Origin of the sequence: Sulfitobacter undariae, assembly GCF_014196805.1 — a bacterium.
Classification (GTDB): domain Bacteria; phylum Pseudomonadota; class Alphaproteobacteria; order Rhodobacterales; family Rhodobacteraceae; genus Sulfitobacter; species Sulfitobacter undariae.
This window is the reverse complement of the sequence record NZ_JACIEI010000007.1, coordinates 49,932-75,918: the sequence shown is the minus strand read 5'-3', so window position 1 is coordinate 75,918 and position 25,987 is coordinate 49,932. Positions and strand designations below refer to the sequence as shown.

22 protein-coding genes are annotated in these 25,987 nt (G+C 55.5%); 12 read left to right on the top strand and 10 right to left on the bottom strand.

All coding sequences use genetic code 11. From position 1 onward, the window contains the following. The first annotated feature begins 58 nt into the window (after positions 1 to 58). Entirely contained in the window at positions 59 to 343 is a 285-nt protein-coding gene (locus tag GGR95_RS11380; protein ID WP_221384864.1) for a low molecular weight protein tyrosine phosphatase family protein, read from the top strand. Between the two features lie 179 nt (positions 344 to 522). Here GGR95_RS11380 and GGR95_RS11375 read toward each other — a convergent pair whose 3' ends face one another. The 4 genes from GGR95_RS11375 to GGR95_RS11360 form a co-directional block, all read right to left on the bottom strand. Then, the gene (locus tag GGR95_RS11375; RefSeq protein ID WP_184565912.1) at positions 523 to 1,032 is read right to left on the bottom strand and encodes a bactofilin family protein; all 510 of its coding nucleotides are present in this window, start codon (positions 1,030 to 1,032) and stop codon (positions 523 to 525) included. After that, the gene (locus GGR95_RS11370) at positions 1,022 to 2,338 is read right to left on the bottom strand and encodes a DUF5930 domain-containing protein (protein WP_184565910.1); all 1,317 of its coding nucleotides are present in this window, start codon (positions 2,336 to 2,338) and stop codon (positions 1,022 to 1,024) included. Before GGR95_RS11370 ends, GGR95_RS11375 begins: the two co-directional genes overlap by 11 nt. 183 nt (positions 2,339 to 2,521) lie before the next feature. Continuing rightward, complete coding sequence (locus GGR95_RS11365) at positions 2,522 to 3,331, bottom strand: ferritin-like domain-containing protein (RefSeq protein WP_184565908.1); 810 nt, start codon at positions 3,329 to 3,331, stop codon at positions 2,522 to 2,524. Beyond that, on the bottom strand, positions 3,328 to 3,789 hold the full coding sequence (locus tag GGR95_RS11360) for a peroxiredoxin (protein WP_184565907.1): 462 nt from the start codon (positions 3,787 to 3,789) through the stop codon (positions 3,328 to 3,330). Before GGR95_RS11360 ends, GGR95_RS11365 begins: the two co-directional genes overlap by 4 nt. Before the next feature lie 112 nt (positions 3,790 to 3,901). On the opposite strand from GGR95_RS11360, the gene GGR95_RS11355 reads away from it, so the two are divergent. The 5 genes from GGR95_RS11355 to lpdA all read left to right on the top strand — a co-directional run bounded on the left by GGR95_RS11355 (position 3,902) and on the right by lpdA (position 12,075). Beyond that, a complete protein-coding gene (locus GGR95_RS11355; RefSeq protein WP_184565905.1) occupies positions 3,902 to 7,327 on the top strand; it encodes a YhdP family protein in 3,426 nt (1,141 codons plus the stop codon). Positions 7,328 to 7,337: 10 nt separating this feature from the next. Next, complete coding sequence (gene queA, locus GGR95_RS11350; RefSeq protein ID WP_184565903.1) at positions 7,338 to 8,402, top strand: tRNA preQ1(34) S-adenosylmethionine ribosyltransferase-isomerase QueA; 1,065 nt, start codon at positions 7,338 to 7,340, stop codon at positions 8,400 to 8,402. 73 nt (positions 8,403 to 8,475) lie between these two features. After that, positions 8,476 to 9,789, top strand: a complete 1,314-nt coding sequence (locus tag GGR95_RS11345; RefSeq protein WP_184565901.1) for an MFS transporter — start codon at positions 8,476 to 8,478, stop codon at positions 9,787 to 9,789. 155 nt (positions 9,790 to 9,944) lie between these two features. Beyond that, on the top strand, positions 9,945 to 10,532 hold the full coding sequence (locus GGR95_RS11340; RefSeq protein ID WP_184565899.1) for a DUF924 family protein: 588 nt from the start codon (positions 9,945 to 9,947) through the stop codon (positions 10,530 to 10,532). 148 nt (positions 10,533 to 10,680) lie between these two features. Then, positions 10,681 to 12,075: a dihydrolipoyl dehydrogenase gene (gene lpdA / locus GGR95_RS11335; RefSeq protein ID WP_184565897.1), complete on the top strand. Its 1,395-nt coding sequence runs from the start codon at positions 10,681 to 10,683 to the stop codon at positions 12,073 to 12,075. A 99-nt stretch (positions 12,076 to 12,174) separates the two neighbouring features. Here the strand turns inward: lpdA and GGR95_RS11330 are convergent, their stop codons facing one another. Further along, complete coding sequence (locus GGR95_RS11330) at positions 12,175 to 13,023, bottom strand: DUF4394 domain-containing protein (protein ID WP_184565895.1); 849 nt, start codon at positions 13,021 to 13,023, stop codon at positions 12,175 to 12,177. A 170-nt stretch (positions 13,024 to 13,193) separates the two neighbouring features. On the opposite strand from GGR95_RS11330, the gene GGR95_RS11325 reads away from it, so the two are divergent. The 3 genes from GGR95_RS11325 to uvrA all read left to right on the top strand — a co-directional run bounded on the left by GGR95_RS11325 (position 13,194) and on the right by uvrA (position 17,880). Further along, positions 13,194 to 13,757 (top strand): methyltransferase domain-containing protein, encoded by a 564-nt coding sequence (locus tag GGR95_RS11325; protein ID WP_184565893.1) that lies wholly within the window; start codon positions 13,194 to 13,196, stop codon positions 13,755 to 13,757. A 16-nt stretch (positions 13,758 to 13,773) separates the two neighbouring features. Beyond that, positions 13,774 to 14,928, top strand: coding sequence for an MFS transporter (locus GGR95_RS11320; RefSeq protein WP_221384862.1), 1,155 nt, complete (start codon positions 13,774 to 13,776; stop codon positions 14,926 to 14,928). A gap of 81 nt (positions 14,929 to 15,009) precedes the next feature. Beyond that, positions 15,010 to 17,880 carry an excinuclease ABC subunit UvrA gene (gene uvrA, locus GGR95_RS11315; RefSeq protein WP_184565891.1) on the top strand — a complete coding sequence of 957 codons (2,871 nt, stop codon included), beginning with the start codon at positions 15,010 to 15,012 and terminating at the stop codon, positions 17,878 to 17,880. Between the two features lie 52 nt (positions 17,881 to 17,932). On the opposite strand, the gene mmsB is transcribed toward uvrA, so the two are convergent. From mmsB to GGR95_RS11295, 4 genes are all read right to left on the bottom strand, one after another. After that, positions 17,933 to 18,817 (bottom strand): 3-hydroxyisobutyrate dehydrogenase, encoded by an 885-nt coding sequence (gene mmsB / locus GGR95_RS11310; RefSeq protein ID WP_184565889.1) that lies wholly within the window; start codon positions 18,815 to 18,817, stop codon positions 17,933 to 17,935. A 1-nt stretch (position 18,818) separates the two neighbouring features. Further along, positions 18,819 to 19,862 carry a 3-hydroxyisobutyryl-CoA hydrolase gene (locus GGR95_RS11305; protein WP_184565887.1) on the bottom strand — a complete coding sequence of 348 codons (1,044 nt, stop codon included), beginning with the start codon at positions 19,860 to 19,862 and terminating at the stop codon, positions 18,819 to 18,821. Between the two features lie 10 nt (positions 19,863 to 19,872). Continuing rightward, positions 19,873 to 21,015, bottom strand: coding sequence for an acyl-CoA dehydrogenase family protein (locus tag GGR95_RS11300; RefSeq protein ID WP_184565885.1), 1,143 nt, complete (start codon positions 21,013 to 21,015; stop codon positions 19,873 to 19,875). 189 nt (positions 21,016 to 21,204) lie between these two features. Next, on the bottom strand, positions 21,205 to 22,704 hold the full coding sequence (locus tag GGR95_RS11295) for a CoA-acylating methylmalonate-semialdehyde dehydrogenase (protein ID WP_184565883.1): 1,500 nt from the start codon (positions 22,702 to 22,704) through the stop codon (positions 21,205 to 21,207). A gap of 149 nt (positions 22,705 to 22,853) precedes the next feature. Here GGR95_RS11295 and GGR95_RS11290 point away from each other — a divergent pair, with 149 nt between their 5' ends. The 3 genes from GGR95_RS11290 to coaD all read left to right on the top strand — a co-directional run bounded on the left by GGR95_RS11290 (position 22,854) and on the right by coaD (position 24,854). Further along, the gene (locus GGR95_RS11290; RefSeq protein ID WP_184565881.1) at positions 22,854 to 23,750 is read left to right on the top strand and encodes a LysR family transcriptional regulator; all 897 of its coding nucleotides are present in this window, start codon (positions 22,854 to 22,856) and stop codon (positions 23,748 to 23,750) included. A gap of 77 nt (positions 23,751 to 23,827) precedes the next feature. Beyond that, positions 23,828 to 24,262 (top strand): CBS domain-containing protein, encoded by a 435-nt coding sequence (locus tag GGR95_RS11285; protein ID WP_184565878.1) that lies wholly within the window; start codon positions 23,828 to 23,830, stop codon positions 24,260 to 24,262. 94 nt (positions 24,263 to 24,356) lie between these two features. Next, positions 24,357 to 24,854 carry a pantetheine-phosphate adenylyltransferase gene (coaD, locus tag GGR95_RS11280; RefSeq protein WP_184565875.1) on the top strand — a complete coding sequence of 166 codons (498 nt, stop codon included), beginning with the start codon at positions 24,357 to 24,359 and terminating at the stop codon, positions 24,852 to 24,854. Between the two features lie 53 nt (positions 24,855 to 24,907). Here the strand turns inward: coaD and gap are convergent, their stop codons facing one another. Beyond that, positions 24,908 to 25,903, bottom strand: coding sequence for a type I glyceraldehyde-3-phosphate dehydrogenase (gap, locus tag GGR95_RS11275; protein ID WP_184565873.1), 996 nt, complete (start codon positions 25,901 to 25,903; stop codon positions 24,908 to 24,910). Positions 25,904 to 25,987 lie beyond the last annotated feature (84 nt).

Below are 25,987 nucleotides of genomic sequence, written 5' to 3'. Positions count from 1 at the left end.
AGCTTAACATCACAATTCAATAGACCTGTATGACACCCCAAAGGACACGATACAGTCGATGAATATACTCTTCATTTGTAGCATGAACAAATGGCGCAGCCCCACGGGCGAGAAGATTTTCCAGCGCCACGACGGGGTGAACACCCGCTCAGCAGGGACCAGCAGCAAGGCGCGTCGGCAAGTGAACGTGAGTGATATCCGCTGGGCTGACGTTATTTGTGATATGGAAGACAAACATTTATCGCGCCTGCGGGCCGAATTCCGAGGCGAAATGAAGTATAAAACCACCTATGTTTTGGACATACCCGACGACTATCAATTCATGGACCCAGGAGTTGGTTGAATTGATCAGCGATGCTGTGGGGCCGCTGATTGATGCTGGGGCTAAAATGGAGGGGCGGTAAGGCTGGTTTAGGAGGGGAGCTGACTTTACCATCCTACGTCACGCTACAGATTCCTAGATAAACAAAAACGCCGCAAGCAAAGCTCACGGCGTCCTGAAATTCTCAATCAAACCTCAGCTTAAGAAGCAGGGTTTGCTTTCTGCGCTGGCACAGCTTTTGCGCCTGGGTTCAACGGATCGTCCTGACGCTGCACAGAGCCTTCAAAATGCGCGCCGCTCTCGATGGCGATAGTCTTGTGGATGATGTCACCCTCAACACGCGCTGTGGATGTCAGGCGGACCTTCAGGCCACGGACACGGCCAACGATACGGCCATTGATCACAACATCATCGGCAATCACTTCGCCTTTGATGGTTGCTGTTTCGCCGATGGTCAGCAGATGCGCACGGATGTCGCCTTCAACAGTGCCTTCAACCTGAATATCACCGGTTGTTTTCATGTTGCCCGTGACGTGCAGGTCTGCGGACAAAACAGAGGCAGGGGGCTTGGCTTTGGGGGCGCTTGCCTTGAACTCGTTCTGCTTTTGTGGCGGCATGGATGGCGCAGGTGCTGTAGAAGAGGGCACTGCGGGTTTAGGTGCATCTGTGCCGCCTTGGGCGGGATCATTGATTTTGCTCTTAGAAAACATCGTTTGCTGCCTTGATATAGATCATTGGATTAACGGCCTTACCGCCGACGCGTACTTCGTAATGGAGGTGCACGCCGGTGACCCGTCCTGTAGCACCCATATCACCAATTCTATCGCCACGCGACACTCTTTGACCAACCTTCACACGCAATTTTGATTGATGTGCATAGCGGGTCTCGATTCCGAACTCATGCTGGATTTTGACCAAACGTCCATATCCTGAGCTCCAACCCGCGTGAGTCACAACACCGTCCGCCGTTGCATAGAGTGGCGTGCCTGTGCCCGCCGCGAAATCAACACCAGAGTGCATGCGACGTCCACCGGTCTTTGGATCACGGCGGAAGCCGAATTGGGATGTAAAGCGAAACGAATCTTTTACGGGATTCGCAAAGGGCGCTTTTGCAGCTGCAAGGCGATAGAGGTTCAATTGGTCCATCTGGCTGATCAGACGGTTGGCACGCAACGTGTCAGCGGATGGTTTTTCGCCACGGGTTGTAAAGCTAAGGGGCGTCAGGGGGCCACCTTGGCCGGAATAACCGCGGCGTACTGTGCTAAGCATCTTTTCGGTGGGCATGCCAGCTTCGCGGAACATGCGGTCCAGCGGTGCAACCGATACAGTCATCGCTTCTTCCAGCTGACGGAAGATCGTGTCGTTTTGTTCCTGCATGGTTGCGATTTTCTGGTTCAACTCGTCCGCCATCAAAAGCGCGTCTTGTGAGTCCAGAATAACCTGATCGCGTTCTTTGGCGGTACGTTCCAGTGCTTCGGCAAGAAAATCCATGGGGGCAGTGCTGGCGGCGATTTGGATCGCAGCGCCGTCTTCGCTTTGAAGCAGTGCAACCTGTTTGCGGGCGGCTTCGCGGTCTTTCATCGTGTCGCGCAGCGTGGACTGGATCACGTCAATGCCGGTTTCCAGTTCGCGGCGGCGGGTTTCAGAAGCGAGCAGCTCGGATTGCATGATCGAAATCTGGGAAAGGGCGGCGTTAAAGCGGCCCTGTGCGGCCAGCGCTTCAACAGCGCGGGTGTCGCGTTGACCGCTGAGATCGTTAAGGCGCGCTTGATAGGTGCGTTGGTCACGTTTTGCTTGCTCGCGAAAGTTCCCCGAACCGATGCTGTCCATCAGAATGATGGCCGTCGCAACAATCGCCCAAGCGACAAAAAGTGCTGATCCAGTCAAAGCGATCAACTGTGTGATCGGCCGCAGACGGATGAAGCGTGCGTCATTGTCTGATTTCAAAAATACACGGCGTTCAGGGAAATGCTTCCCGAGAAACGCGTCTGTCTTAATCGCGAGCTTTGTACGCACGTCTGATAATTCCCTTAGGTCCCGTTCCAGATTTATGTGTCCCTCACAAATCTGTTAACAAAACTGCAATAACTTTTGAGGCACCATCGGGCAACCCTTGTGGTCACCTGTGACGTTTCATTGCCGAATAATGTGTCATATAGGCAAAAAACCGCCCACTTTGGCAGGATTGCCTGCCAAAGCTTAACGTTCTTGCGCGAGGGGCCAATAGAAATCTGGCGGAATTCCGGCCTCGGCGCGTTTTTCTTCGTTGAAGGGGGGCTTTAGTTGGCCGTGAAAGTATTGCCGCACCAGCGCGTGAAATTTTTGCGTCGGGTCCATCTCATGACGACCACATAAAAAGTGGAACCATTTGGAGCCATAGGCGACGTGATGTACTTCTTCTGCATAGATAATTTCTAGGGCCGCAACTGTGTCGTCTGCCTTGGCCTGCTTGAAAACCTTGATCATGCCGGGGGTCACGTCCAGTCCACGGGCTTCCAGTACCATGGGCACAACGGCAAGGCGGCCCATAATGTCATCCGCTGTATCTTCGGCGGCACGCCACATGCCGGCATGCGCAGGAAGGGCACCGTAATGGCTGCCCGCAGCTTCAAGGCAGTCGCACATCAGGTTGAAATGTTTGGATTCTTCATCAGCCGATTTCACCCAGTCATCATAATATCCGATGGGCATTTTGATGTCTGTGAACCGCGCAATGATGTCCCAGTGTAAATCAACGGCATTCAATTCGATATGCGCCACTGCATGCATCAATGCGATACGTCCCTCCGGTGTGCCGGGGCGGCGACGCGGCACATCACGGGGGCTGAGCAGCTCTGGCGTCGCAGGGCGGGCAGGGTGAAGCGGTGGGTTGGCTGTGCCAATTTCGGGGTGGCTGCCGTCTTCACGCGCCGCACGCCATTCGGCGGCGTATTTATGCGACAGGGCCGTTTTTTCGCGGCCATCAGCGGTGCGCAATACGGCTTCGGCCATTTGGGCAAGAGGCATCATAGCGCGCGCACCGCGTCTAGAACGGCCTCGACATGGCCTGCCACTTTAACCTTGCGCCAAATTTGTGCGATGTTGCCCTGCGCGTCGATCAGATAGGTTGCCCGCTCGATCCCCATGGATTTCTTGCCGTACATATTTTTCTCCACCCAGACGCCATAGGCTTCGGTCACTGTACCTTCTTCATCTGAGAGCAATGGCACGGTCAGCGCATGTTTGGTTGTGAATTTGTCATGTTTCGCCATCGTATCCCGAGACACGCCAAACACTTTTGCCCCAGCATCCTCAAACTCTGCCAACTTTTCGGAAAAGCCGATGCTTTCTGTGGTGCAGCCCGGGGTGTCGTCACGCGGATAGAAGAATAACACAACGGGGGTGCCTTGCAGCGCGGAGAGTGTCACATTGCCTCCGCCTGTGACGGGCAGGGTAAATTCTGGTGCAGGTTTTGAAATCTCTGGCATGTAAAACTCCGCCGTTGGGAAAGGGGTGCCCTTGGAGGGGCGGTTATCCTCTGTCATAGTAGGTCAGAGGCGCAAATGTCCAACCCGTAGCGCCGCAAAAGTAGAATCCCTAGTGAGTGACCCGTACCTGATGGCAGACCCCGCACCGACCGCGCCCCCGCCAGTCAGGCCATCCCGCCGCAAACGCGGTTTGCTGATGTTGTTGATCGGTCTTTTTAATGCGATCTGGTCGCTGGTGGTTCTGGCCGTGGTTATTGCTGTTGGGGCTGTGTACTTCTTCTATGACCGTCCTGTTGTTGTGCCTGCATGGATAGAGGCACGGATCGAACAGCGCCTTGAGGAAGAATTCCCCTTTGTCACAATCTCTTTCGGAGAGTTGCGGTTCTTGATGGAAGAGGGCTGGCGCCCGCGCATCCGGCTGAGCGATGTGTCTGTCGAGACACCTGAAGGCGCCGAGCTGATCCGCTTTTCCGAGGCGCGGGTACGGTTTTCGATGCCCGCGCTGCGCACAGGAAAACTTCAGCCCGCAGAAGTAGCTTTGCGCGGTGTTTTTATGACTATTGTGCGTGCGCCCGACGGCACATTGGCACTGCAAACAGCCCTGAGCGGCACACGCAGTGCGGGCACCACACGCCAGAGCCGCAGTCTGGGGTCTGTGGTTGAACAAATCGATGCGGTTTTGCAGCAGCCCGGTTTGGCCGCATTGGATAATGCGGAAATGCGGGGTCTGACACTACAATACATTGATCAACGCGCCGAGAAGGCTTTTACACTGGATGGCGGGCGGCTGATCGCGGTGCGCAAAGAGGGTGCATTGGTTGTTAATGTTGACCTTGCGCTGTTGGGAGAAGGGCCAGGCGTCACGACGCTTGCTGCGAATTACTCCAGCGTCATCGGCGTGCCCGAGGCGCAATTCGGTGTGCAGCTATCAGAGGCCTCTGCCGGTGACCTTGCCACACAAAGCCCTGCCTTTGCATGGATGGGTGCGCTGCGTGCGCCGATTTCGGGCGCGTTGCGTTCGGGGGTTCGGCGTGACGGTACATTGGCCCCGCTCAGTGCGACATTTCATATCGGCGCTGGGGTACTACAGCCCAATGAGGGCACAAAACCGATCCCGTTCGATTCAGCACGCAGCTATTTCTCCTACGACTCTGCGCTAGGGCTGGTCGAGTTTGATGACATTTCGGTGGACAGTAAATGGGGCAGTGCCAGCGGCGAAGGCACCGCAAGCATGACGGGCCTGACTGAGGGCACCTTAGAAGCATTGGTGGGGCAGTTCCGCCTGACCGATATCCACGCAAATCCCTTGGGGCTATATCCCGAGCCCATCGAACTGGACCGTGCAGAGGTCGATTTCCGCCTGCAAACAGCGCCGTTTAATCTGAATGTTGGCCGCTTTGATATCTTTGATCAAGGCCAGACCCGCCATGCCTTTGGGACGCTAAGCGCCGAACCTGATGGCTGGAAGGTGGCGCTGGATGCGCGGACACAAAGTGTTGATCCGAAACGTGTGCTGGAACTTTGGCCTTCAAATGTCGGTCAAAAGACCCGCCAATGGCTCGAAGAGAATGTGTATGCTGCCAAAATAAGGGACGCGGATTTCGCCCTGCGGATTTCGCCTCAACAAAAGCCACGGATTTTTCTGGGGATGGATTTTGCCGAAGGGAACGCCCGCTTTTTGCCAACCTTGCCGCCTATTTCTCAAGCGAGTGGTCAGGTCAGTCTCGATGGCACGCGACTGGTTGTGTCCTTGGACGAAGGCGTGGTCGAGGCAGGCATGGGCGGGGCGGTACAGGTTGAAAGATCCGCCTTCATCATTCCCGACGTGACTGTGAAGGGCGGCGCGCCTGCAGTGGTGCGGTTGAACCTGCGCAGCTCGGCCACGGCTGCCCTGTGGTCGCTTGACCAGCCGCCGATGTCCGTAATGAGCCGCGCTGGCCTGCCTGTGGATTTGGGTGAGGGCGAGGTGGATGCCAGTGGCACGATATCCTTTCCCCTCATGCGAGGCGGCGGAGCGGATGCGGTCAAATTTGATGTGACGGGCAATGTATCGAATCTGACCAGTCGTAAATTGATCAAAAGCCGCACTTTGAAATCGCAACGCATGGCGGTGACAGCCAGCGACACTGGCGTTGAAATCGCAGGACGTGGAACCTTGGATGGTGTCGCATTTGACGGGCGTTGGCAGCAACCTCTGGGAAATGGCTCCTCCAAAAGCACGCTACGAGGCACCGCGCAAATTACGCCAAAGGCGCTCGCGGCGTTTAATGTGGGCCTGCCGGATGGTATGGTCACAGGGTCAACACGCGCTTCAATCGGCATTGATTTTGCCAAAGGCCAATCGCCGCGCATGTCAATCCGCTCGGATCTGCGGGGCGCTGCACTGGTTATTCCGCAACTGGGGTGGCGTAAAGATAAAAACACCCGTGGCGCGTTGGATATGAATATTAGGCTGGGTGCCAAGCCCGCCGTTACTGCAATGTCTCTTACAGGCGCAGGCTTGTCCGCCAAAGGCAGCATCACACTGGCCAATTCGGGTGGCTTGGATGTGCTGGAGTTGGACAGCTTGCGTGTGGGCGACTGGCTGAATGTACGTGCAGCGCTTGTGGGTCAGGGGGGCAACCGTGCGCCTCAGGTTGTTGTGCGCGGTGGTCAACTGGATCTGCGCGGCGCGCAATTCGGCGGCAGTGGGGGAAGTGGCGGTGCTGGAGCACCGTCCGCGCCTGCAGCGCCTATGCAAGTCAGGCTTGATCGGTTGCAAATCACCGAAGACATCTGGCTTCAAGGACTGGCAGGCACGTTTAAAACGGCGGGTGGCATTGACGGCCCGTTTGAGGCGCGCGTGAACGGTAAAACGGGTGTGTCGGGGCGGGTGCTACCGAAAAATGGCCGAACGGCAGTACAAATGACATCGGCTGACGCCGGTGGCGTGCTGCGCTCGGCTGGGTTGTTGAAGCAGGCTGTTGGTGGTGCGCTAGAATTGGCGCTTACCCCTGTTGGCAACGGCTCAGCCTATGACGGGCGGGCCAAAATCACTGGGGTGTCGATCAAGGATGCACCTGCAATGGCGGCTCTGGTGAATTCGCTGTCTGTGGTCGGGTTGGTCAATGAAATGAACGGTGACGGCATCTACTTTGATGAGGTCGAGGCCGAATTTCGCATGACGCCGGGGCGTTTCACCCTTAGCCGTGCCAGCGCTGTCGGGGCATCACTGGGCCTGTCTGCTGACGGGGTGTTTGCCACGGATACGGGGCAGATTGCCATTCAAGGTGTGGTGACACCTGTGTACCTTTTGAACGGCATAGGATCGGTGCTGACGCGCAAAGGCGAAGGCCTGTTAGGGTTTAACTATACTCTCGGCGGTAACACCAAAGCACCCAAAGTATCTATAAACCCGCTATCGGTTCTGGCGCCAGGCGGGTTGCGCAATGTGTTCCGCGCCCCGCAAACCCAAGTTCCAACCGTAGAAGGCGAAACCCCGCCAGAACCCGTTGAAACGCCCAAAAGGCCCGTTGTACACGAGTATGAAGGCCGTTAGAGGCAGGATCATGAAACTAAGTGATTTTGACTTCGATCTTCCCGATTCCCTCATCGCGGTGCGCCCTGCACAGCCGCGTTCTTCTGCGCGTTTGCTGGTGGCGCAGGGGGCTGAAATCCACGATGCGCGGGTCCATGATTTACTGGACTGGCTGCATGCGGGTGACCGATTGGTGTTGAATGACACCCGTGTGATCCCTGCGCGGCTGTCCGGCCTGCGTCACCGTGTGACAGGGCAGGGACCTGTCGCCGCCAAGATCGAAGCAACCTTGTTGGAGCCACAGGCGGATGCAGGCCAATGGTCGGCGCTGATCAAGCCGCTTAAAAAGCTGAAAATAGGTGAAGAAATTGTTTTCTCTGACGATCTGAGTGCGACCTTCGAGGCGATCTCGGATGGAGTGGCCTATCTGCGTTTTAACATCACAGGCGTTGATTTCGACAAGGCGCTGAATGCGGCGGGGGCGATGCCGTTGCCGCCTTATATTGCGGCCAAACGTCCAGCGGATGCACAAGATAAAACCGATTATCAAACGGTTTGGGCCAAGAACATCGGCGCGGTTGCAGCCCCGACAGCATCCTTGCATTTCGACGCGCCTTTGTTGGCTGCTCTGCGCGACAAAGGTGTCGAATTCTCATATGTCACGCTGCACGTGGGCGCGGGTACTTTTCTGCCTGTGAAGGTCGATGATATTTCCGATCACAAGATGCATTCGGAATGGGGGCAGGTCACACAGACCGCCGTTGATGAAATCACCGCAACGAAAACTGCTGGCGGGCGTGTGATCCCTGTGGGCACCACCGCGCTGCGGTTGATTGAGACAGCAGGCAAAGGCGGTGCCATCGCGGCTTGGGAAGGGGATACAGATATTTTCATCACTCCCGGATTCCAGTTTAATGTCGCAGATGCGCTGATGACCAACTTTCATCTGCCGCGCTCGACTTTGATGATGCTGGTCTCTGCGTTGATGGGGAGCGATGTCATCCGAATGATATATTCTCACGCTATCGCTGAGAAATATCGATTCTTCTCATACGGTGATGCGTCACTCCTGCTTCCTCCGCGCAAAAGCGATTGAAATAGTCGCATTTGAGCCTACCCTAAAATAACTGCGCCGCTAAGGGTGGCCCGCAGATACAAGGAACCACATAATGCTTCAGGTCCTCTCCAGCGCATGGGCGCTTCTTTTTGGTATGTTCCTGTTAATGCTGGGTAACGGCATGCAGGGTACCTTGCTGGGTATTCGGGGTGAGATTGAAGGTTTTGACACCTTTATGATGTCGATTGTTATGTCGGCGTATTTTGTGGGCTTCCTTGGCGGCTCGCGTTTGGCACCGCGTATGATCCAGCGGGTTGGGCATGTGCGCGTGTTTGCGGCGCTGGCGTCGGCTATTTCTGCTGTGATGATCCTATACCCAACCTTTCCCAACGTGCCGATGTGGATCTTGGGCCGTGTTTTGATCGGGTTTTGCTTTTCTGCGGTTTACGTAACTGCCGAAAGCTGGCTCAACAACGCGGCAGACAACTCTAATCGCGGCAAGGCGCTGTCGCTGTATATGATCGTGCAAACGTTGGGTATTGTTGCTGCGCAGGCCATGCTGCTGGTCGCCGAACCTGACGGGTTTATCCTGTTTGTGATCCCCTCCATCGCGGTGAGCATTGCGGTCACGCCGATCCTGCTGTCGATCAGCCCAACACCCGCGTTTGACCGCACCAAACCGATGAGCCTGAGCGCGCTGATGGGCTTCTCTCCTTTGGGGTGTGTGGGTATGTTCATTTTGGGTGGCATCTTTTCCGCGCAATTCGGTATGGCGGCTGTTTACGGTGCCGAAGCGGGATTGAACGTTGCGCAAATTTCCAGCTTTGTCGCCAGCTTCTTTGTGGGGGCGGTGATCTTGCAATATCCTATCGGCTGGATTTCAGACCGTATGGACCGCCGTTTCCTGATCATTATCGTTTCGTTGATCGGTGCCGCCGGATCGGTGATGGGGATGGTTCTGGGCGATGTGTTTTCGCTTCTGCTTGTCTCGGCGTTTGTGGTCGGTGGCATGGCGAACCCGCTCTACTCTTTGTTGATCGCGCATACCAACGACTTTCTCGAGCATGATGATATGGCTGCGGCCTCTGGTGGGTTGCTGTTCATCAACGGCCTTGGCGCGGTCTTGGGGCCGGTGATCACAGGTTGGATGATGGGGACGTCCTTGGGGCCGGGTGGCTTCTATCTTTTCACCGCAGTCTTGTTTGTAGCGATGGTGATTTACGCGGGCTACCGTTCCACAGTGCGTGCCACACTACCTGTCGATGAAACCGCATCTTATGTTGTTATGGGGCCGACAGCGACCACAGTTGCGATGGAAATCGCGCAGGAATACGTGATTGAGACAGAGTTGGAAGAGCAAGAGCAGCAGGAGCTCGAAGAGCAAGAACAGCTTGAGGAACCTGAGGTGGGTAAAACAAGCCTCTGATTTGGCGGGCTTTCGCTGTGGTAGCGCCCAACAATGAGGTTTGTGGGCAACTAGATTGGGAATGTAACCGTTTTGTTGCAATTCGTGTTTGTTAAAACAGGTTGAAATGCATTTAGCTGGGGGCATTGTTACCACTGTGCAGGAAGGATGCGGCGATGGTAGGCCCCGAGAAAGTACTTGAGTTTTGGTTGGATCACGTTGGACCCGCAGGATGGTACCTTGCGGATGACGCGGTTGATGCGGAAATCCGCGAGAAATTTATGTCCACATGGGAGGCCGCACGCGATGGCGGCCTGAGCATGTGGCTGACCTACCCCTCAGGCACGCTGGCCTATCTCATTGTTACGGATCAATTCTCGCGCAACATGTTCCGCAACGACGACGGGCGGGCGTTCTCTATGGATGCGGTCGCAAATGCGGCGGCCAAACGGGCCATCTGCAAAGGCTGGGACATGAAAATCGACGCTCCGGCGCGACAGTTTTTCTATCTGCCGTTGATGCATTCGGAAAACCTGTGTGACCAAGATCGCTGCATCCGCCTGCTGGTGGAGAGAATGCCACAACAGGGCGGCAACAACCTGCTGCACGCGCAGGCACACCGCGAAGTGATCCGCCAGTTTGGCCGTTTTCCTTATCGCAATGCGGCCTTGTCACGTGAGGATACGCGCAGTGAGGTCGCTTATGCGCAAGCGGGCAGCTATGGTCATACTCTGCGCCAGATCCAGACCAAACAGGCCGCCTGAAAGGCATTCCTTTTGGGTGCGACAGGCAAAGAACATCTCAAACAGGGCGGGCAGGGCGCAAGTGCTGCAATCCGCCCTAGCCATTGTTGGTGGTAGTGGTATGGTTTAATGGTAAACTATATGTTCCAAACCTAGCAAGAGGTGTGAAATGGCCGAGACAACCTATGATCTGATTGTAATCGGAGCAGGTCCGGGGGGCTATGTGGCCGCCATCCGAGGCGCGCAATTGGGCATGAAAGTCTGTATTGTCGAGCGTGAAAACCTTGGGGGGATTTGCCTGAACTGGGGTTGTATCCCAACCAAAGCCTTGCTGCGGTCTTCCGAAGTTTTCCACTTGATGCACCGCGCCAAAGAATTTGGCCTGAAAGCAGATGGCATTGGTTACGATCTGGATGCGGTTGTGAAACGCTCGCGCAAAGTGGCGGGCCAGTTGTCAGGCGGCATCGGCCATTTGATGAAGAAGAACAAGATTGCCGTGGTGATGGGCGAGGCGACGATCCCTGCCAAGGGCAAGGTGAGCGTTAAAACCGACAAAGGCACCGAAAGCCTGAGCGCCAAGAACATCGTGTTGGCCACAGGCGCACGTGCGCGTGAATTGCCGGGCCTTGAGGCCGATGGCAAACTGGTCTGGACCTATCGCCACGCATTGCAACCGCCCCATATGCCGAAAAAGCTGTTGGTCATCGGATCAGGCGCGATTGGTATCGAATTTGCCAGCTTCTATAATACGCTGGGCGCCGACACGACTGTGGTCGAGGTCATGGACCGCGTGCTGCCAGTGGAAGACGCTGAAATCTCGGCGTTTGCCAAAAAAGCGTTTGAGAAACAGGGCATGAAGATCATGCAAAAGGCGATGGTCAAAAAACTGAATCGCAAGGGGGATAAGGTCACCGCGCATATCGAAGTGGGCGGCAAGATCGAGACACAGGAATTCGATACGGTCATCAGTGCTGTGGGCATTGTTGGCAATATCGAAGACCTTGGCCTTGAGGAGCTGGGTGTCAAAATCGACCGCACCCATGTTGTGACAGACGAATACTGCCGTACAGGCGTTGACGGGCTTTATGCCATCGGTGACATCGCAGGTGCACCGTGGCTTGCACATAAAGCCAGCCACGAAGGTGTCATGGTGGCCGAATTGATGGCAGGTGAAAACCCCCACCCCGTCAAACCCGAAAGCATCGCTGGTTGCACCTATTGCCACCCGCAAGTGGCCTCTGTCGGCTATACCGAAGCGAAGGCCAAAGAGCTGGGTTATGACATTAAAGTGGGCCGTTTTCCCTTTATAGGCAACGGCAAGGCCATCGCTTTGGGCGAGGAGAGCGGTTTGATTAAAACCATTTTTGACGCCAAAACAGGCGAATTGCTGGGCGCGCATATGATTGGTGCCGAAGTGACCGAGTTGATTCAGGGTTATGTGGTGGGCCGTCAGTTGGAAACCACCGAAGAAGACTTGATGAACACCGTATTCCCACATCCGACCTTGTCGGAAATGATGCATGAATCCGTGCTGGATGCCTATGGCAAAGTCATCCACATGTAACGTAAAGGGCAGGGGGAAACCCCACTTTAGCGGCATAGATAAAAGGGCGCAGATTACCTCTGCGCCCTTTGTTATGTGCCTGTATGAACGGCCTTTAAATTAGTGCATCATTGCGGCAAAGCTGCTGAAACTATCCATACCTGTATCGCCCATCAAGGTCAGGGCACCGCTGCTCAGATCGATTTGATATAGGCCGGATGTCTCGCCACCTTCTATCGCCAGAAGGGCGACGGCCATATCTTCGCCTGCGGCAGGCGAGATAATGTCAAAACCGCCCGCCATAGTTACGTCAAAGGGCGCACCGTCCAATGTCAGCGGCGCAACCGTGGTCAACGTGCCTTCGTTGTTGGCAAGGCTGACCAGAGCATTCAAACCGCTGTCCAAAGCATATTGGAAAGTTGTGTCTTGCTTGGCACCGTTCACCGCGTTGGTATAGGCGTTGGCAAAGACCATCGGTGTTGCCCCTTGGTTTGCATCGCCCTCGGCATAGGCCAGGTCGGTAAAGCGCAGGACGGAATTGGCTTTGTCACCGCCGAAATCCGTCGGGAAATATACCACATTCACGCCATCGGACGACACTGCACGCACAGCGTCGATTTTGTTGTTGAAATCAAACGCCACGGCAGCATCATCGCCCATGCTGACTTCAGGTGCGAAGGTTGCTTTGATATCTGTCAACGCCCCTGTTGTTGTATCCACGACATAGACGTTGCCAGCTTTGGAAAACCCGATCAGCTCGCCTGTCACTGGGCGGTAGGCGATGGCATCCAATGTACCGCCGTTCAGCTCGATTTTGGTGGCCTCAGAAGGGGCGGAAATGTCGGAAAACACCACCAGAGATGCGCCGTCAGTGGTCAGGCCATAGCCGCTCATCGTGGGCTGGCCCTCCGCAAAAACAGCAGATGTGGAAAGCGCGAGCAAGGTTGTGGTTGAGAGTAGCTTGAGCATTTGGGCGTCCTTTGTAAAACTAGGGGCAGGTTTATTTCGACCTATGCAGCACTCACGATTGATCCGGTGCGGAAGTTTCAAACTTTTCACCTTTTCACAGCACGGGACGTATATTCCTTAGCGGGTGCTTTGCCCTAGACCCGCGCAATCGCCCCTGACATAGTTATGTCATGGTAAGTTTAAATCGCGTCGTCATGGGGCCGGCTTCACGCCGGATGATCCAAGAACTCAAACCGCAAAACCTGAAGGTGGCCGAGATATCGGGCCATTATGGCACGCAGTTTGATTTCAAAAGCTATGAGCAGTTCCGTTATCCCGAATATGACATTTGCGCAGGCCCTTATCTGGACCCTGCCACAGGCAAGATGCGTAAATTTGATCTGATCTTGGCCAATCAAGTGTGGGAACATCTGGACCGCCCATATGTTGCCACCAAACATGTGCGCCAGATGTTGAAAAAGGGCGGTAAATTCTGGGTGGCTGTGCCATTCTATGTGCCGTTTCATGCCGCGCCGATGGATAACTCGCGCTGGTCTGCACGGGGGCTCAAGAACTTTCTGATTGAATGCGGGTTTGAGGAACACCTTATCCAGTCATTCCAATGGGGCAACCGCCATGTGGCCCAACGCAACCTCGAAGATGTTTGGCCGCCCGAGTATGACGAAGCAACAGATGACATTGAAGATGATCCGATGATGCCGATCTGCGCATGGGCCATGGCCGAGCGCAGCTGATGCCAGTGTTATCGTTATGATCGGTTCATGGCCGCTGATACTGGCGCTGTGGGGCGCAGGGCTGGGCGCGGCCATGCAATATGCCAAAATATCTGTGATCTACGACCTGCTGGGCAGCGCATATCCTGATGGCGGTGCGGGCTTGGGTTGGATGGTTTCTATGGTCGGGGGCATCGGGATTGTGCTGGGCGTGGTTGCGGCGATGCTGGTGGCGCGCATTCGCTATCGCCGCGCTCTTTTGGGTGCGCTTTGGCTCGGCGCTGCTGTGTCACTGGGCCAAGCTTTGCTGCCGCCGCTGCCTGCGATGCTGGCCTTGCGCCTGATTGAGGGGATATCCCATTTGGCCATTGTTGTGGCTGCACCGACCCTGATTGCCCAGATCGCGACAGATCGGCAGCGCGGGCTTGCGCTGACCCTATGGGGGACCTTCTTTGGCGTTGCCTTTGCTGTGATGGCGTGGGGCGGACGGCCTTTAGCGATAAACGTTGGCATTCCTGCGCTTTTTGGGCTGCATGCGGTCTATATGGCAGGGTTTGCGCTCTACCTCAGCCCGCGCTTGCGCAGTCTGCCAGATGAAGGCGTGGTGCCTGAATTTTCGTTACGCACGGTGCTGGCCACACATATCGCCATTTACCGCTCTCCTTATATCAACGCGCCCGCCATAGGGTGGCTGTTCTATACCTTTTGCTATGTGGCGACCCTGACGGTTTTGCCGCCTTACCTTGATCCCTCGATCCGCAGTTTGGTCATGGGGACAATGCCGCTGGTCAGTATTGCGGTTTCGATGACGATCGGCGTTGCCATGTTGCGCCGTATTCCCGCAGTTCAGGTGGTGATCATGGGGTTTGGCCTTGCCGCGCTCTCGATGCTCTGGCTTTGGGTGACACCTGCCGGAGCGCTGGCCTGTATGGGGTTGGCGGTGGCCGTGGGCTTGATCCAAGGGGCCAGCTTTGCTGCAGTGCCACAGTTGAACGCCACACCGCAGGCGCAAGCCCAAGCAAATGGTGCGATGGCGCAGATGGGAAATCTTGGTAATACGCTGGGCACACCCGTTATGGCCATGGCTTTGGCGGGATGGGGCTATGTCAGCCTGCCGGTACTGGCGGGCATGGCCTTCTTGCTGGCGATGATCTTGCACGTTGCCTTGGCAGGGCTGCGTCGAAAATCATGATGTTTACCCTTTGTTCACAATTTACCATTGGAGAATCCCACGACCCCACCTATATCCCATAGGGAAGTAAGGGGTGTCCAAATGGCTGAGCTGAAGAATATCGAAGTGCGCGGTGCGCGTGAACACAACCTAAAGAACATCGATGTCGACATTCCGCGTGATCAACTGGTGGTCATTACGGGGCTGTCAGGCTCTGGTAAATCCAGTCTTGCCTTTGACACGATTTATGCCGAAGGGCAGCGGCGCTACGTCGAAAGCCTGAGCGCCTATGCGCGGCAATTCCTTGATATGATGCAAAAACCTGACGTGGATCACATCTCGGGCCTTAGCCCTGCGATCAGTATCGAGCAGAAAACCACTTCGAAAAACCCACGCTCAACTGTCGGCACCGTGACCGAGATTTACGACTACATGCGTCTGCTCTTTGCACGCGTCGGCACCCCCTATAGCCCCGCCACAGGCAAGCCGATTGAGGCGCAGCAAGTGCAGGATATGGTCGACCGGATCATGACGATGGAGGAGGGCACACGCGCCTATCTGCTGGCCCCGATCATCCGTGACCGCAAAGGCGAGTACCGCAAAGAGTTCCTTGAGTTGCGCAAATCGGGGTTTCAGCGCGTCAAGGTCAACGGCGAGTTCTATGAGCTGGACGAACCGCCGACATTGGACAAGAAATTCCGCCATGACATTGATGTTGTTGTTGACCGTATCGTTGTGCGCGAAGGGCTGGAGACGCGGCTGGCAGATAGCTTGCGCACCGCGCTTGATCTGGCCGACGGCATCGCCATTCTGGAAACTGCGCCCAGCGAAGGCGAGGCCGAGCGCTTCACCTTCTCCGAGAAGTTTGCCTGCCCTGTCAGTGGCTTCACCATCCCCGAGATCGAGCCGCGTCTGTTCTCTTTCAACGCGCCCTTTGGGGCGTGCCCGTCTTGTGACGGCTTGGGCAAAGAACTGTTCTTTGATGAACGCCTTGTGGTGCCAGACCAGAACCTGAAGATTTATGACGGTGCATTGGCCCCATGGCGTAAAGGGAAATCGCCGTACTTCAAGCAGACGATTGAAGCGATTGCCAAACACTATGGCTTTAGCCAATCGGCAAAATGGAAAGATATTGATCCGAAAATCCAAAAGGTTTTCCTGTATGGGTCTGGCAAGGAAGAGATCAAGTTTCGCTATGACGAGGGCGGCCGCGTCTATGAGGTGAGCCGCGTGTTTGAAGGGGTCATCCCCAACATGGAACGCCGCTACCGGGAGACGGATAGCAACTGGGTGCGCGAAGAGTTCGAGCGGTATCAAAACAACCGTCATTGTGGCACCTGTGAAGGCTACCGTTTGCGCGCCGAAGCGCTGGCTGTGAAGATCGGTAAACCCGATAATCTGATGCATGCAGGTCAGGTTGTGCAGATGTCGATCCGTGATGCGTTTGACTGGTGCAACACCGTTCCCGAGGCTCTTACGGCCCAGAATAACGAGATCGCCAAAGCCATCTTGAAGGAAATTCGTGAGCGACTGGGTTTCTTGAATAATGTTGGATTAGAGTATCTTACGCTTGCACGTTCAAGTGGTACATTAAGTGGTGGGGAGAGCCAGCGCATCCGCTTGGCCTCACAAATCGGGTCTGGCCTGACGGGGGTTCTTTATGTGTTGGATGAACCCTCTATCGGTCTGCACCAACGTGACAACGACCGCCTGCTGCTCACGCTGAAAAACCTGCGCGATCAGGGCAATACTGTGATTGTGGTAGAACACGACGAAGAAGCAATCCGTGAGGCGGATTACGTCTTTGATATTGGCCCTGGGGCAGGTGTGCATGGCGGACAAGTGGTGAGCCACGGCACGCCCGAACATGTCGCCGCCGATCCGAACTCGCTGACGGGGCAATATCTGACAGGCGTCCGCCGGATCGAAGTGCCAACGACACGGCGCAAGGGAAACAAAAAGAAAATTCAGGTGGTTAAGGCCACAGGGAACAACCTGCAAAACGTCACGGTTGATTTTCCGCTGGGTAAATTTGTCTGTGTGACGGGGGTTTCTGGCGGGGGTAAATCGACGCTGACAATCGAAACATTGTTCAAAACCGCCTCTATGAACCTGAACGGTGCACGCCAGACGCCAGCCCCCTGCGAGACGATCAAAGGGTTGGAGCATCTGGACAAAGTCATCGACATTGATCAACGCCCCATCGGGCGGACTCCGCGTTCAAATCCAGCGACTTACACGGGGGCCTTCACCCCGATCCGTGACTGGTTTGCAGGGCTACCCGAGTCCAAGGCACGCGGATATAAACCGGGCCGTTTCAGCTTTAACGTCAAAGGCGGACGTTGTGAGGCCTGCCAAGGCGACGGTGTGATCAAGATCGAAATGCACTTCTTGCCGGATGTCTATGTAGAATGCGAAACCTGCAAAGGCGCGCGCTATAACCGTGAAACGCTAGAGATCAAATTCAAAGGCAAAAGCATCGCTGACGTGCTGGATATGAACGTGGAAGACGCGCAGACCTTCTTTACCGCTGTCCCGTCGATCCGTGAGAAAATGGATGCACTGATGCGTGTGGGCCTCAGCTATATCAAAGTGGGCCAACAGGCGACAACCCTGTCAGGCGGTGAGGCGCAGCGCGTCAAGCTGTCCAAGGAGCTCAGCAAACGTTCAACGGGTCGCACGCTCTATATCTTGGATGAACCTACCACTGGTTTGCACTTTGAGGATGTGCGCAAACTGTTGGAAGTGTTGCATGAATTGGTCGATCAGGGGAATTCGGTCATTGTGATCGAACATAACCTAGATGTGGTGAAAACCGCTGATTACATCATTGATATCGGCCCCGAAGGCGGCGATGGCGGTGGCCAAGTGGTTGCCAAAGGCACGCCAGAGCAAGTGGCCGAAGTACCTGAAAGCTATACGGGGAAGTACCTCAAACCGATGCTGACCCAGCGCGTTGTAGCTGCCGAATAATCAGTGAGGATGGTGCTCACAGGCCCGAAATCAGGCCTGTGAGCGTGTTGGTTTAGCTGTTGTGGCCGCGTGTCTCAAACCGTGGCAACATGGCTGAGAAATCCTTGCCTCGGCCGTCCTCATTTTCAACGAATTGCGTATAGAGGCTGCGTGCGAGCGCGCCCATGGGTGTATCTGCATCCGCAGCTTCGGCCGCTTGTTGGCTCAGTCCCAGATCTTTGAGCATCAATTCAGCCGCAAAGCCGGGTGTATACCCGTTATCCGCAGGGGATTGGGGGCCAACACCGGGGGCTGGGCAGTAGGTGTTCATCGACCAGCTAGACCCAGAAGACGTGCTGGCCACATCAAACATTTTTTGACGGTCCAGACCCAATTTGTCAGCCAAAGCAAAGGCTTCACAGGTGGCAATCATCGTGACACCCAAAATCATGTTGTTGCAAATCTTGGCTGCTTGACCTGCGCCTGCTTGGCCGCAATGCACGGCTTTTTGACCCATGATGTCAAACAAGCCCTGCGTCGCTGCGAATGCTGCATCCGAACCGCCAGCCATAAAGGTCAACGTCCCGCCAGCCGCGCCGCCGATGCCGCCCGAAACAGGAGCATCGACAAATCCGATGCCCAATTCTGACGCTTGGGCATCAACTGCGCGTGCGCTGTCCACATCTACGGTAGAGCAATCCACCAATGTGGCACCTTTTTTCATCGCAGGAAGGGCCTGCGCGGCAACGCTACGCAAAATCGCACCGTTTGGCAGCATCGTGAACACAAAATCCGCATCGGCGCAGGCGGCTTCTGCACTGGCCGCTACAGTGACACCTTTGGCCGTTGTGCCCGCTGGGTCAAAACCCGCCACATCATGCCCTGCGGCCGCCAAATTGGCCGCCATAGGCGCGCCCATGTTGCCTAGGCCAATAAATCCGATTTTAAAGCTGCTCATGTCAGTCTCCCGTTTGTAAATTCAGTGTATCTTTGCCCAGAGGGGCCAGCAGCTGCGCGACAACCTCCTGTGGGACGTCCTCTTGTGCGTGACGCCACTTGGGCTGACGGTCTTTGTCGATAATCGCGGCGCGGATGCCTTCCAGAAAATCGCTATGTTCCATCGAGCGGGCAGTATAGCGATACTCCAGCTCAAGCGCGGCTTCGATGCTGGGGGATGTCCCGCGCAAACGGTGGATCAGTTCCATCGTCACAGCCATCGCGAGAGGAGAGTTGCGATCCACCATCTTGCGCGCAGCGGCGGCGAAGGCGCTGTCATCCGCGGCAAGCGCCTGCCGGATGTCGGCCAATGTTTCACCTGCAAACAAGTCATTGATCTGTTCAATCTGATCTTCCAGTACCCCATCGGGTGCGGCCTGCGCGTGGGTTTCAAGGCAGGCGACGTCACCCGTGGTTTCCAGTTCTTGGATTACCTTATCCCACATGAGTTGTGGTATGTAATGGTCTGCAAAACCAGCATAAATTGCATCACTTGCATTGAGCCTGCTGGCGGTTAAACCCAGATATTCGCCAACCCGTCCGGGGGCCAGAGCCAGTATCAGCGTGCCGCCCACATCGGGGACCAATCCAATGCCCACTTCTGGCATGGCGATCTGGCTGCTTTCGCCCACAACGCGGTGCGACCCATGACAGCCCACACCCACACCGCCGCCCATCGTAAACCCTTGCAGGAAGGACACGATAGGTTTGGCGTAATTATAGATTTTGCTGTTCAGGCGATATTCATCGGACCAAAATTTGCGCCCATAAGCGTAATCACCTGCTGTGCCCGTGGCATAGAGTTCGGCAATGTCGCCACCTGAGCAAAAGGCGCGTTCGCCTTCTGCGTCAATCACCACGTTGGCAACTTGATCATCATTCGCCCAAGCATCCAAGGCGACTTCCATAGCCATGCACATGTCATATGTGAGTGCATTCAGTGCCTTGGGGCGGGTGAGGGTGATCCGCCCCGCACGTCCGACGATGCGAATATCTATATCACTCATATCTAGTTCCTTAACGGTTTTTCAGCATGTCGCGGGCCACGATGACGCGCATGATTTCATTGGTGCCTTCAAGGATTTGATGCACACGCAGGTCGCGCACCAGCTTTTCAATCCCGTAATCCGCCAGATAGCCATAGCCGCCGTGCAATTGCAGACATTGATCCACCACGCGGCTGCCTGCTTCGGTCACAAACTTCTTGGCCATAGCGCAATACTTGGTTGCATCAGGTGCGCCTGTGTCCAGCTTCCATGCGGCTTGACGCAGGAAAACACGTGCGGCGGAGAGTTCGATTTCCATATCGGCAAGGCGGAATTGTAAGCCTTGGAACTGGTCGATAGGCTGTCCAAAGGCTTGGCGTTCGCCCATATATTCCAGCGTTTTGGTCAAGGCCGACTGTGCGGCACCCAAGGAACAGGCCGAGATGTTCAAACGCCCGCCATCAAGGCCTTTCATCGCATATTTGAAACCTTGACCCTCATCTCCCACCAGATTTCCGGCAGGAATGTTGCAATCGTCAAACTGTACTTGGGAGGTCGGTTGGCTGCGCCAGCCCATTTTGTCCTCTAGCCCGCCAAAACTCAGACCCGCAGTGCCGTCTTCGACATAGACGGTCGATACACCACCCGCGCCGCTATCGCCTGTGCGTACCATGCACACGTAGGCGTCAGAATATCCGCCACCCGATATGAACGCTTTGGTCCCGTTGATCGAATAACCTTCGTTGGTCCGCTCTGCGCGGGTCTTCAACGCTGCCGCATCCGATCCTGAACCGGGTTCGGTCAGGCAATAGCTGAGCACGGTGTTCATCGACAAAACGTCGCCCATGATACGGGCTTTCAACTCATCTGAGGCAAAGCTGTCCAACATCTTGGCGCACATGTTGTGAATGGACAAAAACGCTGCAACGGAAGGGCACGCCATGGAGAGGGCTTCGAAAACCAATGTCGCGTCCAGCCGCGACAGGCCAGATCCGCCTGCATCCTCGGACACATAAAGCCCGCCAAAGCCCAACTCGCCGATTTGCGGCCAAAGCTCTTTGGGGATTGTTTCGGCTTTCTCCCAAGCCTGCGCATTTGGCGCGATATGCTCTTGGCCAAAGGCATAAGCCATATCAAAAATTGCTGTTTGTTCTTCGGTTAATGAAAAATCCATGTCGTCCTCCCACAGGTATCTACCGCAACGGTAGATGAAAAACCTTTCAGGAATTTGTCAAAGATACATACCCCTGAAACAGTCGGGACGGCGCGCATGTTACGCCGTCCCGTTTTTCAATTTACCCCCAATTCCAGCCTCACAGGCGCTCCCTGCACTGTGGTAGAAATCGGGGCAAACGGTAGGTCTTTATTCCATAACCGGAATAGAGAATTCGCCGCCTTCTTTGATGCCCGAGGGCCAGCGCGATGTCACGGTTTTGGTGCGTGTGTAGAACTTGAACGAATCTGGACCGTGCTGGTTCAGGTCACCAAAGGCAGATTTCTTCCAGCCACCAAAGGTGTGGTAGGCCAGTGGCACAGGGATTGGCACGTTGATGCCAACCATGCCTACGTTCACACGGTTCGCAAAGTCACGCGCCGCATCGCCATCACGGGTATAGATCGCGGTGCCGTTGCCGTATTCGTGATCCATCGCCAGTTTCAGGGCTTCTTCGTAGGTTTCAGCACGTACACAGGTCAGGACAGGGCCAAAGATTTCTTGCTTGTAGATATCCATGTCCTTGGTCGCGTGGTCAAAGAGGTGGGGACCGACAAAAAAACCTTCTTCATAGCCTTGCAGCTTGAAGCCACGGCCATCCACAACCAGTTTCGCACCTTGATCGATGCCGGTTTGAACCAGACGCTCGATGTTGGCTTTGGCAGCAGCAGTCACAACCGGACCATAATCCACGTCTTTGCCTGAAGTATAAGGCCCAACTTTCAACGCTTCGACGCGTGGGATCAGTTTCTCGATCAGACGATCTGCGGTTTCTTGGCCAACAGGTACAGCCACGGAAATCGCCATGCAGCGTTCGCCCGCAGCGCCGTAACCCGCGCCGATCAGCGCATCGGCAGCTTGGTCCAGATCGGCGTCTGGCATGATGATCATGTGGTTTTTCGCGCCGCCAAAGCACTGGACGCGTTTGCCCTGTGCACAGCCCGTGCCATAGATGTATTCGGCGATCGGTGTGGAACCGACAAAACCAACGGATTGGATTGTGTCGTCATACAAAATCGCGTCAACGGCTTCTTTATCGCCGTTCACAACTTGCAAGATGCCTTTGGGCAGGCCCGCTTCAGCGGCCAGTTCGGCCAGCATGAAGGGCACAGAAGGTGCGCGCTCGGATGGTTTCAGGATGAAGGCGTTGCCGCAAGCGATGGCAGGGGCGAACATCCACATCGGGATCATCGCAGGGAAGTTGAACGGCGTGATACCCGCGCAAACACCCAGCGCCTGACGCATGGAATACATATCAATGCCGGGGCCTGCGCTGTCGGTGAATTCACCTTTCAGCAGCTGTGGCGCGCCGATGCAGTATTCAACGACTTCAAGGCCACGCTGAACGTCACCCGCCGCATCGGGCAGGGTTTTGCCATGCTCGCTGCTCAGCGCTTCGGCCAGTTTGTCCATGTCGCGGTTGATCAGGTCAACCAGCTTCATCAGCACACGTGCGCGGCGTTGTGGGTTGGTCGCGGCCCATTTTGGCTGTGCTGCTGCGGCGAAAGCAACGGCTTTGTCCATCTCTTCTTTGGTGGCCAGCGGGCATTTCGCCTGAACTTCGCCTGTGGCAGGGTTCATCACGTCTGCAAAACGGCCCGACGTGCCTTTGACGTGTTCGCCATTGATGTAGTGGGTAAGCTCTTTCATGGGATTCTCCTGTTGCGTTGGACGTACTGTAGTATTGCAAAAACGTATGTGGTAGGGGCAAGATGCCAAAATTGCTTTGCGTTTTTGTCGGTATATGTCGGCGGTAAGGCTGGTTGCAGGTTCAGCAATAATAAAGGAGTAGCGCAAGCATGCAAAACTGGGATGACATGCGTTTGTTTCTGGCTGTCGCACGTGAGCAGAGCCTCTCGGCGGCGGGCAAGATTTTACGGCTTGATCCTGCGACCCTTGGGCGGCGTATGGCACGGCTGGAAAAGGCGATGCAGGTTGTGCTTTTTATGAAGTCGCCGCAAGGTTACGCCTTGACCCAAGCGGGTGAGCAATTGCTAGAGCGTGCAGGCGCAGTAGAGCAGGCAATGCGTGGCGCGGCTGTGGGTGATCTGGTGCAGAGCGAGACATTGAGCGGCCAAATCCGTTTGGGCGCGCCAGACGGATGTGCGAATTTTCTATTGCCTCAGGTTTGCACTGCGATCAGCCGTGAAAATCCGGGGTTGGACATCCAGATTGTGGCCTTGCCCCGTGTCGTCAACCTGACACGGCGCGAAGCGGATATGGCCATCGGTGTGAGTGCCCCGACAGCGGGGCGGTTGGTTGTACGGCAAGTGACCGAATATCAATTACACCTCGCGGCCTCGGAAACCTATCTCGCTCAGCAGCGCGAAATCTGTGGCTTGGCGGACCTCAAAGAGCACCGCATGGTGGGGTATATTTCAGATATGATCTTTGACCGAGAGCTGGATTATCTGGCTGATCTGGGGGCAGGGCGCGTTGCCTTGGCGTCAAATTCCGTCTCGGTCCAAGTGAACATGCTGCGCCAGGGGGCTGGCGTGGGGGTTGTGCATGACTTTAGTTTGCCTTTTGCCCCCGGGTTGCGGCGCGTTCTTATAAATGAGGTTAGCCTGACGCGGGCCTTCTACCTTATTCGCCATGCGGATGACGCGCGGAATGCGCGTCTGGCGCGGTTTGCGGGGCTTTTGTCCGCAGGGTTGAAGGCAGAGGTTGCACGGTTGGAGGAATTAGTTACGTGAAATCAGCACACTTGACAGATGCGGGTTGCGCCGTAACGATATGAATACTGCAACAACCGAGCATGGGAGGATGATCAATGTTGGTGTCTCATATTTTGCATTCCAAAGCGGATGACAGTGTGGAAACGATTTTGCCGTCCATTACGATCGCGCAAGCCGCACAGCTGCTATCGCAAAAACGGATCGGTACATTGATTGTGTCGCGTGATGGTAAAACAGCAGATGGCATTTTGTCTGAGCGTGACATCGTTCGGCAACTGGGCGAAGCAGGGGCCGACTGCCTGACTGCACCGGTGAGCGACATCATGACCACAGAACTGGTGATCTGCACCCGCGACGTGCGCGCTGATGCCGTTCTAAAGCTGATGACCGAAGGCCGGTTCCGTCACATGCCCGTGGTCGAAGAGGGCGTTTTGGTTGGTTTGATTTCTCTGGGCGACGTTGTTAAGGCGCGGCTGCTGGAGCTTGCTATGCATAAAGATGCGCTGGAAGGCATGATCCGCGGTCATTAACCTCTCACGTAAATACGAGCTATGCATCTTGCAAATACGCGCTATGCATGTTTGCTTGGCATTAACTTAAAGTCTGATCCAAGGAGCGCCGCCCATGCGCGTTGGCCTATACCCCGGCACATTCGACCCCATTACTTTGGGACATATTGATATTATTCGTCGTGCAGCTTCGCTGGTGGATAAACTGGTGATCGGGGTTGCTATCAACCGTGATAAAGGGCCGTTGTTCCGGTTGGAAGAGCGGGTGGCGCTGATCGAAGCGGAATGTGCGGCGCTTGCACAAGAGACGGGTATCGAAATTGTTGTTCACCCGTTTGAAAACCTGTTGATCCATTGCGCCGAGGAAGTTGATGCAACTCTCATCATCCGTGGTTTGCGCGCTGTGGCCGATTTTGAGTATGAATATCAAATGGTTGGCATGAACCGTCAGCTCAATAAAGAAATCGAAACCGTGTTTCTCATGGCAGAAGCATCGCGTCAGGCGATTGCCAGCAAACTGGTCAAAGAGATTGCCCGACTGGGCGGTGACGTCAGCAAATTCGTGACCCCGCGTGTCAACGCGGAGCTTTTGTCGCGGTTCCCAAAGAAGTAAACTTGCGGTGCAGGGGATTTAACCCTGCACCCTTTCTGCTGTCTGGCTTGGAGCTAGAGGCGCGCCAATAGGGCTGCTGTGTCGAGCATCCGGTTGGAAAATCCCCATTCGTTGTCATACCATGCCAAAACGCGGGCCAGATTCCCTTGCTGCAGATCTGTTTGATCCAGTGCCACAATAGTGCTGCGCGCATCGTGGTTAAAATCAATCGAGACAAGCTGGCGTGCAGTCACCCCCATGACGCCATGCATGGTTTTGGTGGCCTCTGTTAAGGCAGCGTTGATACCGTCAATAGTTGTGTCACGGTCCAGTTCGACCACCAGATCAACACAGGAGACGTTTGGCGTGGGCACACGGATCGCTGTGCCTGAAATGCGCCCTGAAATTTCGGGCATCACAAGGTCAAGCGCCGCAGCTGCGCCTGTGGTTGTGGGGATCATCGACAGGGCCGCAGCCCGCGCACGGTGAAGATCGCTGTGCGCTGTGTCGTGTACGGGTTGGCCGCCCGTATAGCTGTGCACGGTGGTCATATGGCCACGTTTAATGCCAAAGGCACTGTGCAACGCATGGGTCAGCGGGGCGAGGCAATTTGTCGTGCAGGAGGCATTTGAGACGATCACATCATCTGCGGTCAGGATGCCATCGTTCACGCCGTAAACGATGGTTTTCATGTCGCCTTTGCCCGGAGCCGAGATCAACACTTTGCTCGAGCCGTTTTTGAGGTGGCGGGCTGCATCCTCGCGGCTGCGGAATATCCCTGTGCATTCCAGTGCAATATCTACATCCGCCCATGGCAGCGTCTCTGCTGTGCGTTCGGACGTCACGCGAATGGGGCCATGGCCCACATCCATCATCCCGTCTCCCCACGTGACCTCACGGCCATAGCGCCCGTGTACACTGTCGAATTCGAACAAATGCGCATTGGTTTCCAAAGGGGCCAGATCGTTAATGGCAACCACTTCGATATCGTCACGGCCGCTCTCGATAACGGCGCGCAATATGTTACGGCCAATGCGACCGAAACCGTTAATTCCAATTTTGATGGTCATTTCAAACCCCATGCGGACCTATTTGATCAAACCTAGGAGCGTGCAGGGGATTGTGCAAGCCGAAGCGCGGCAGGCGGGTGGAAA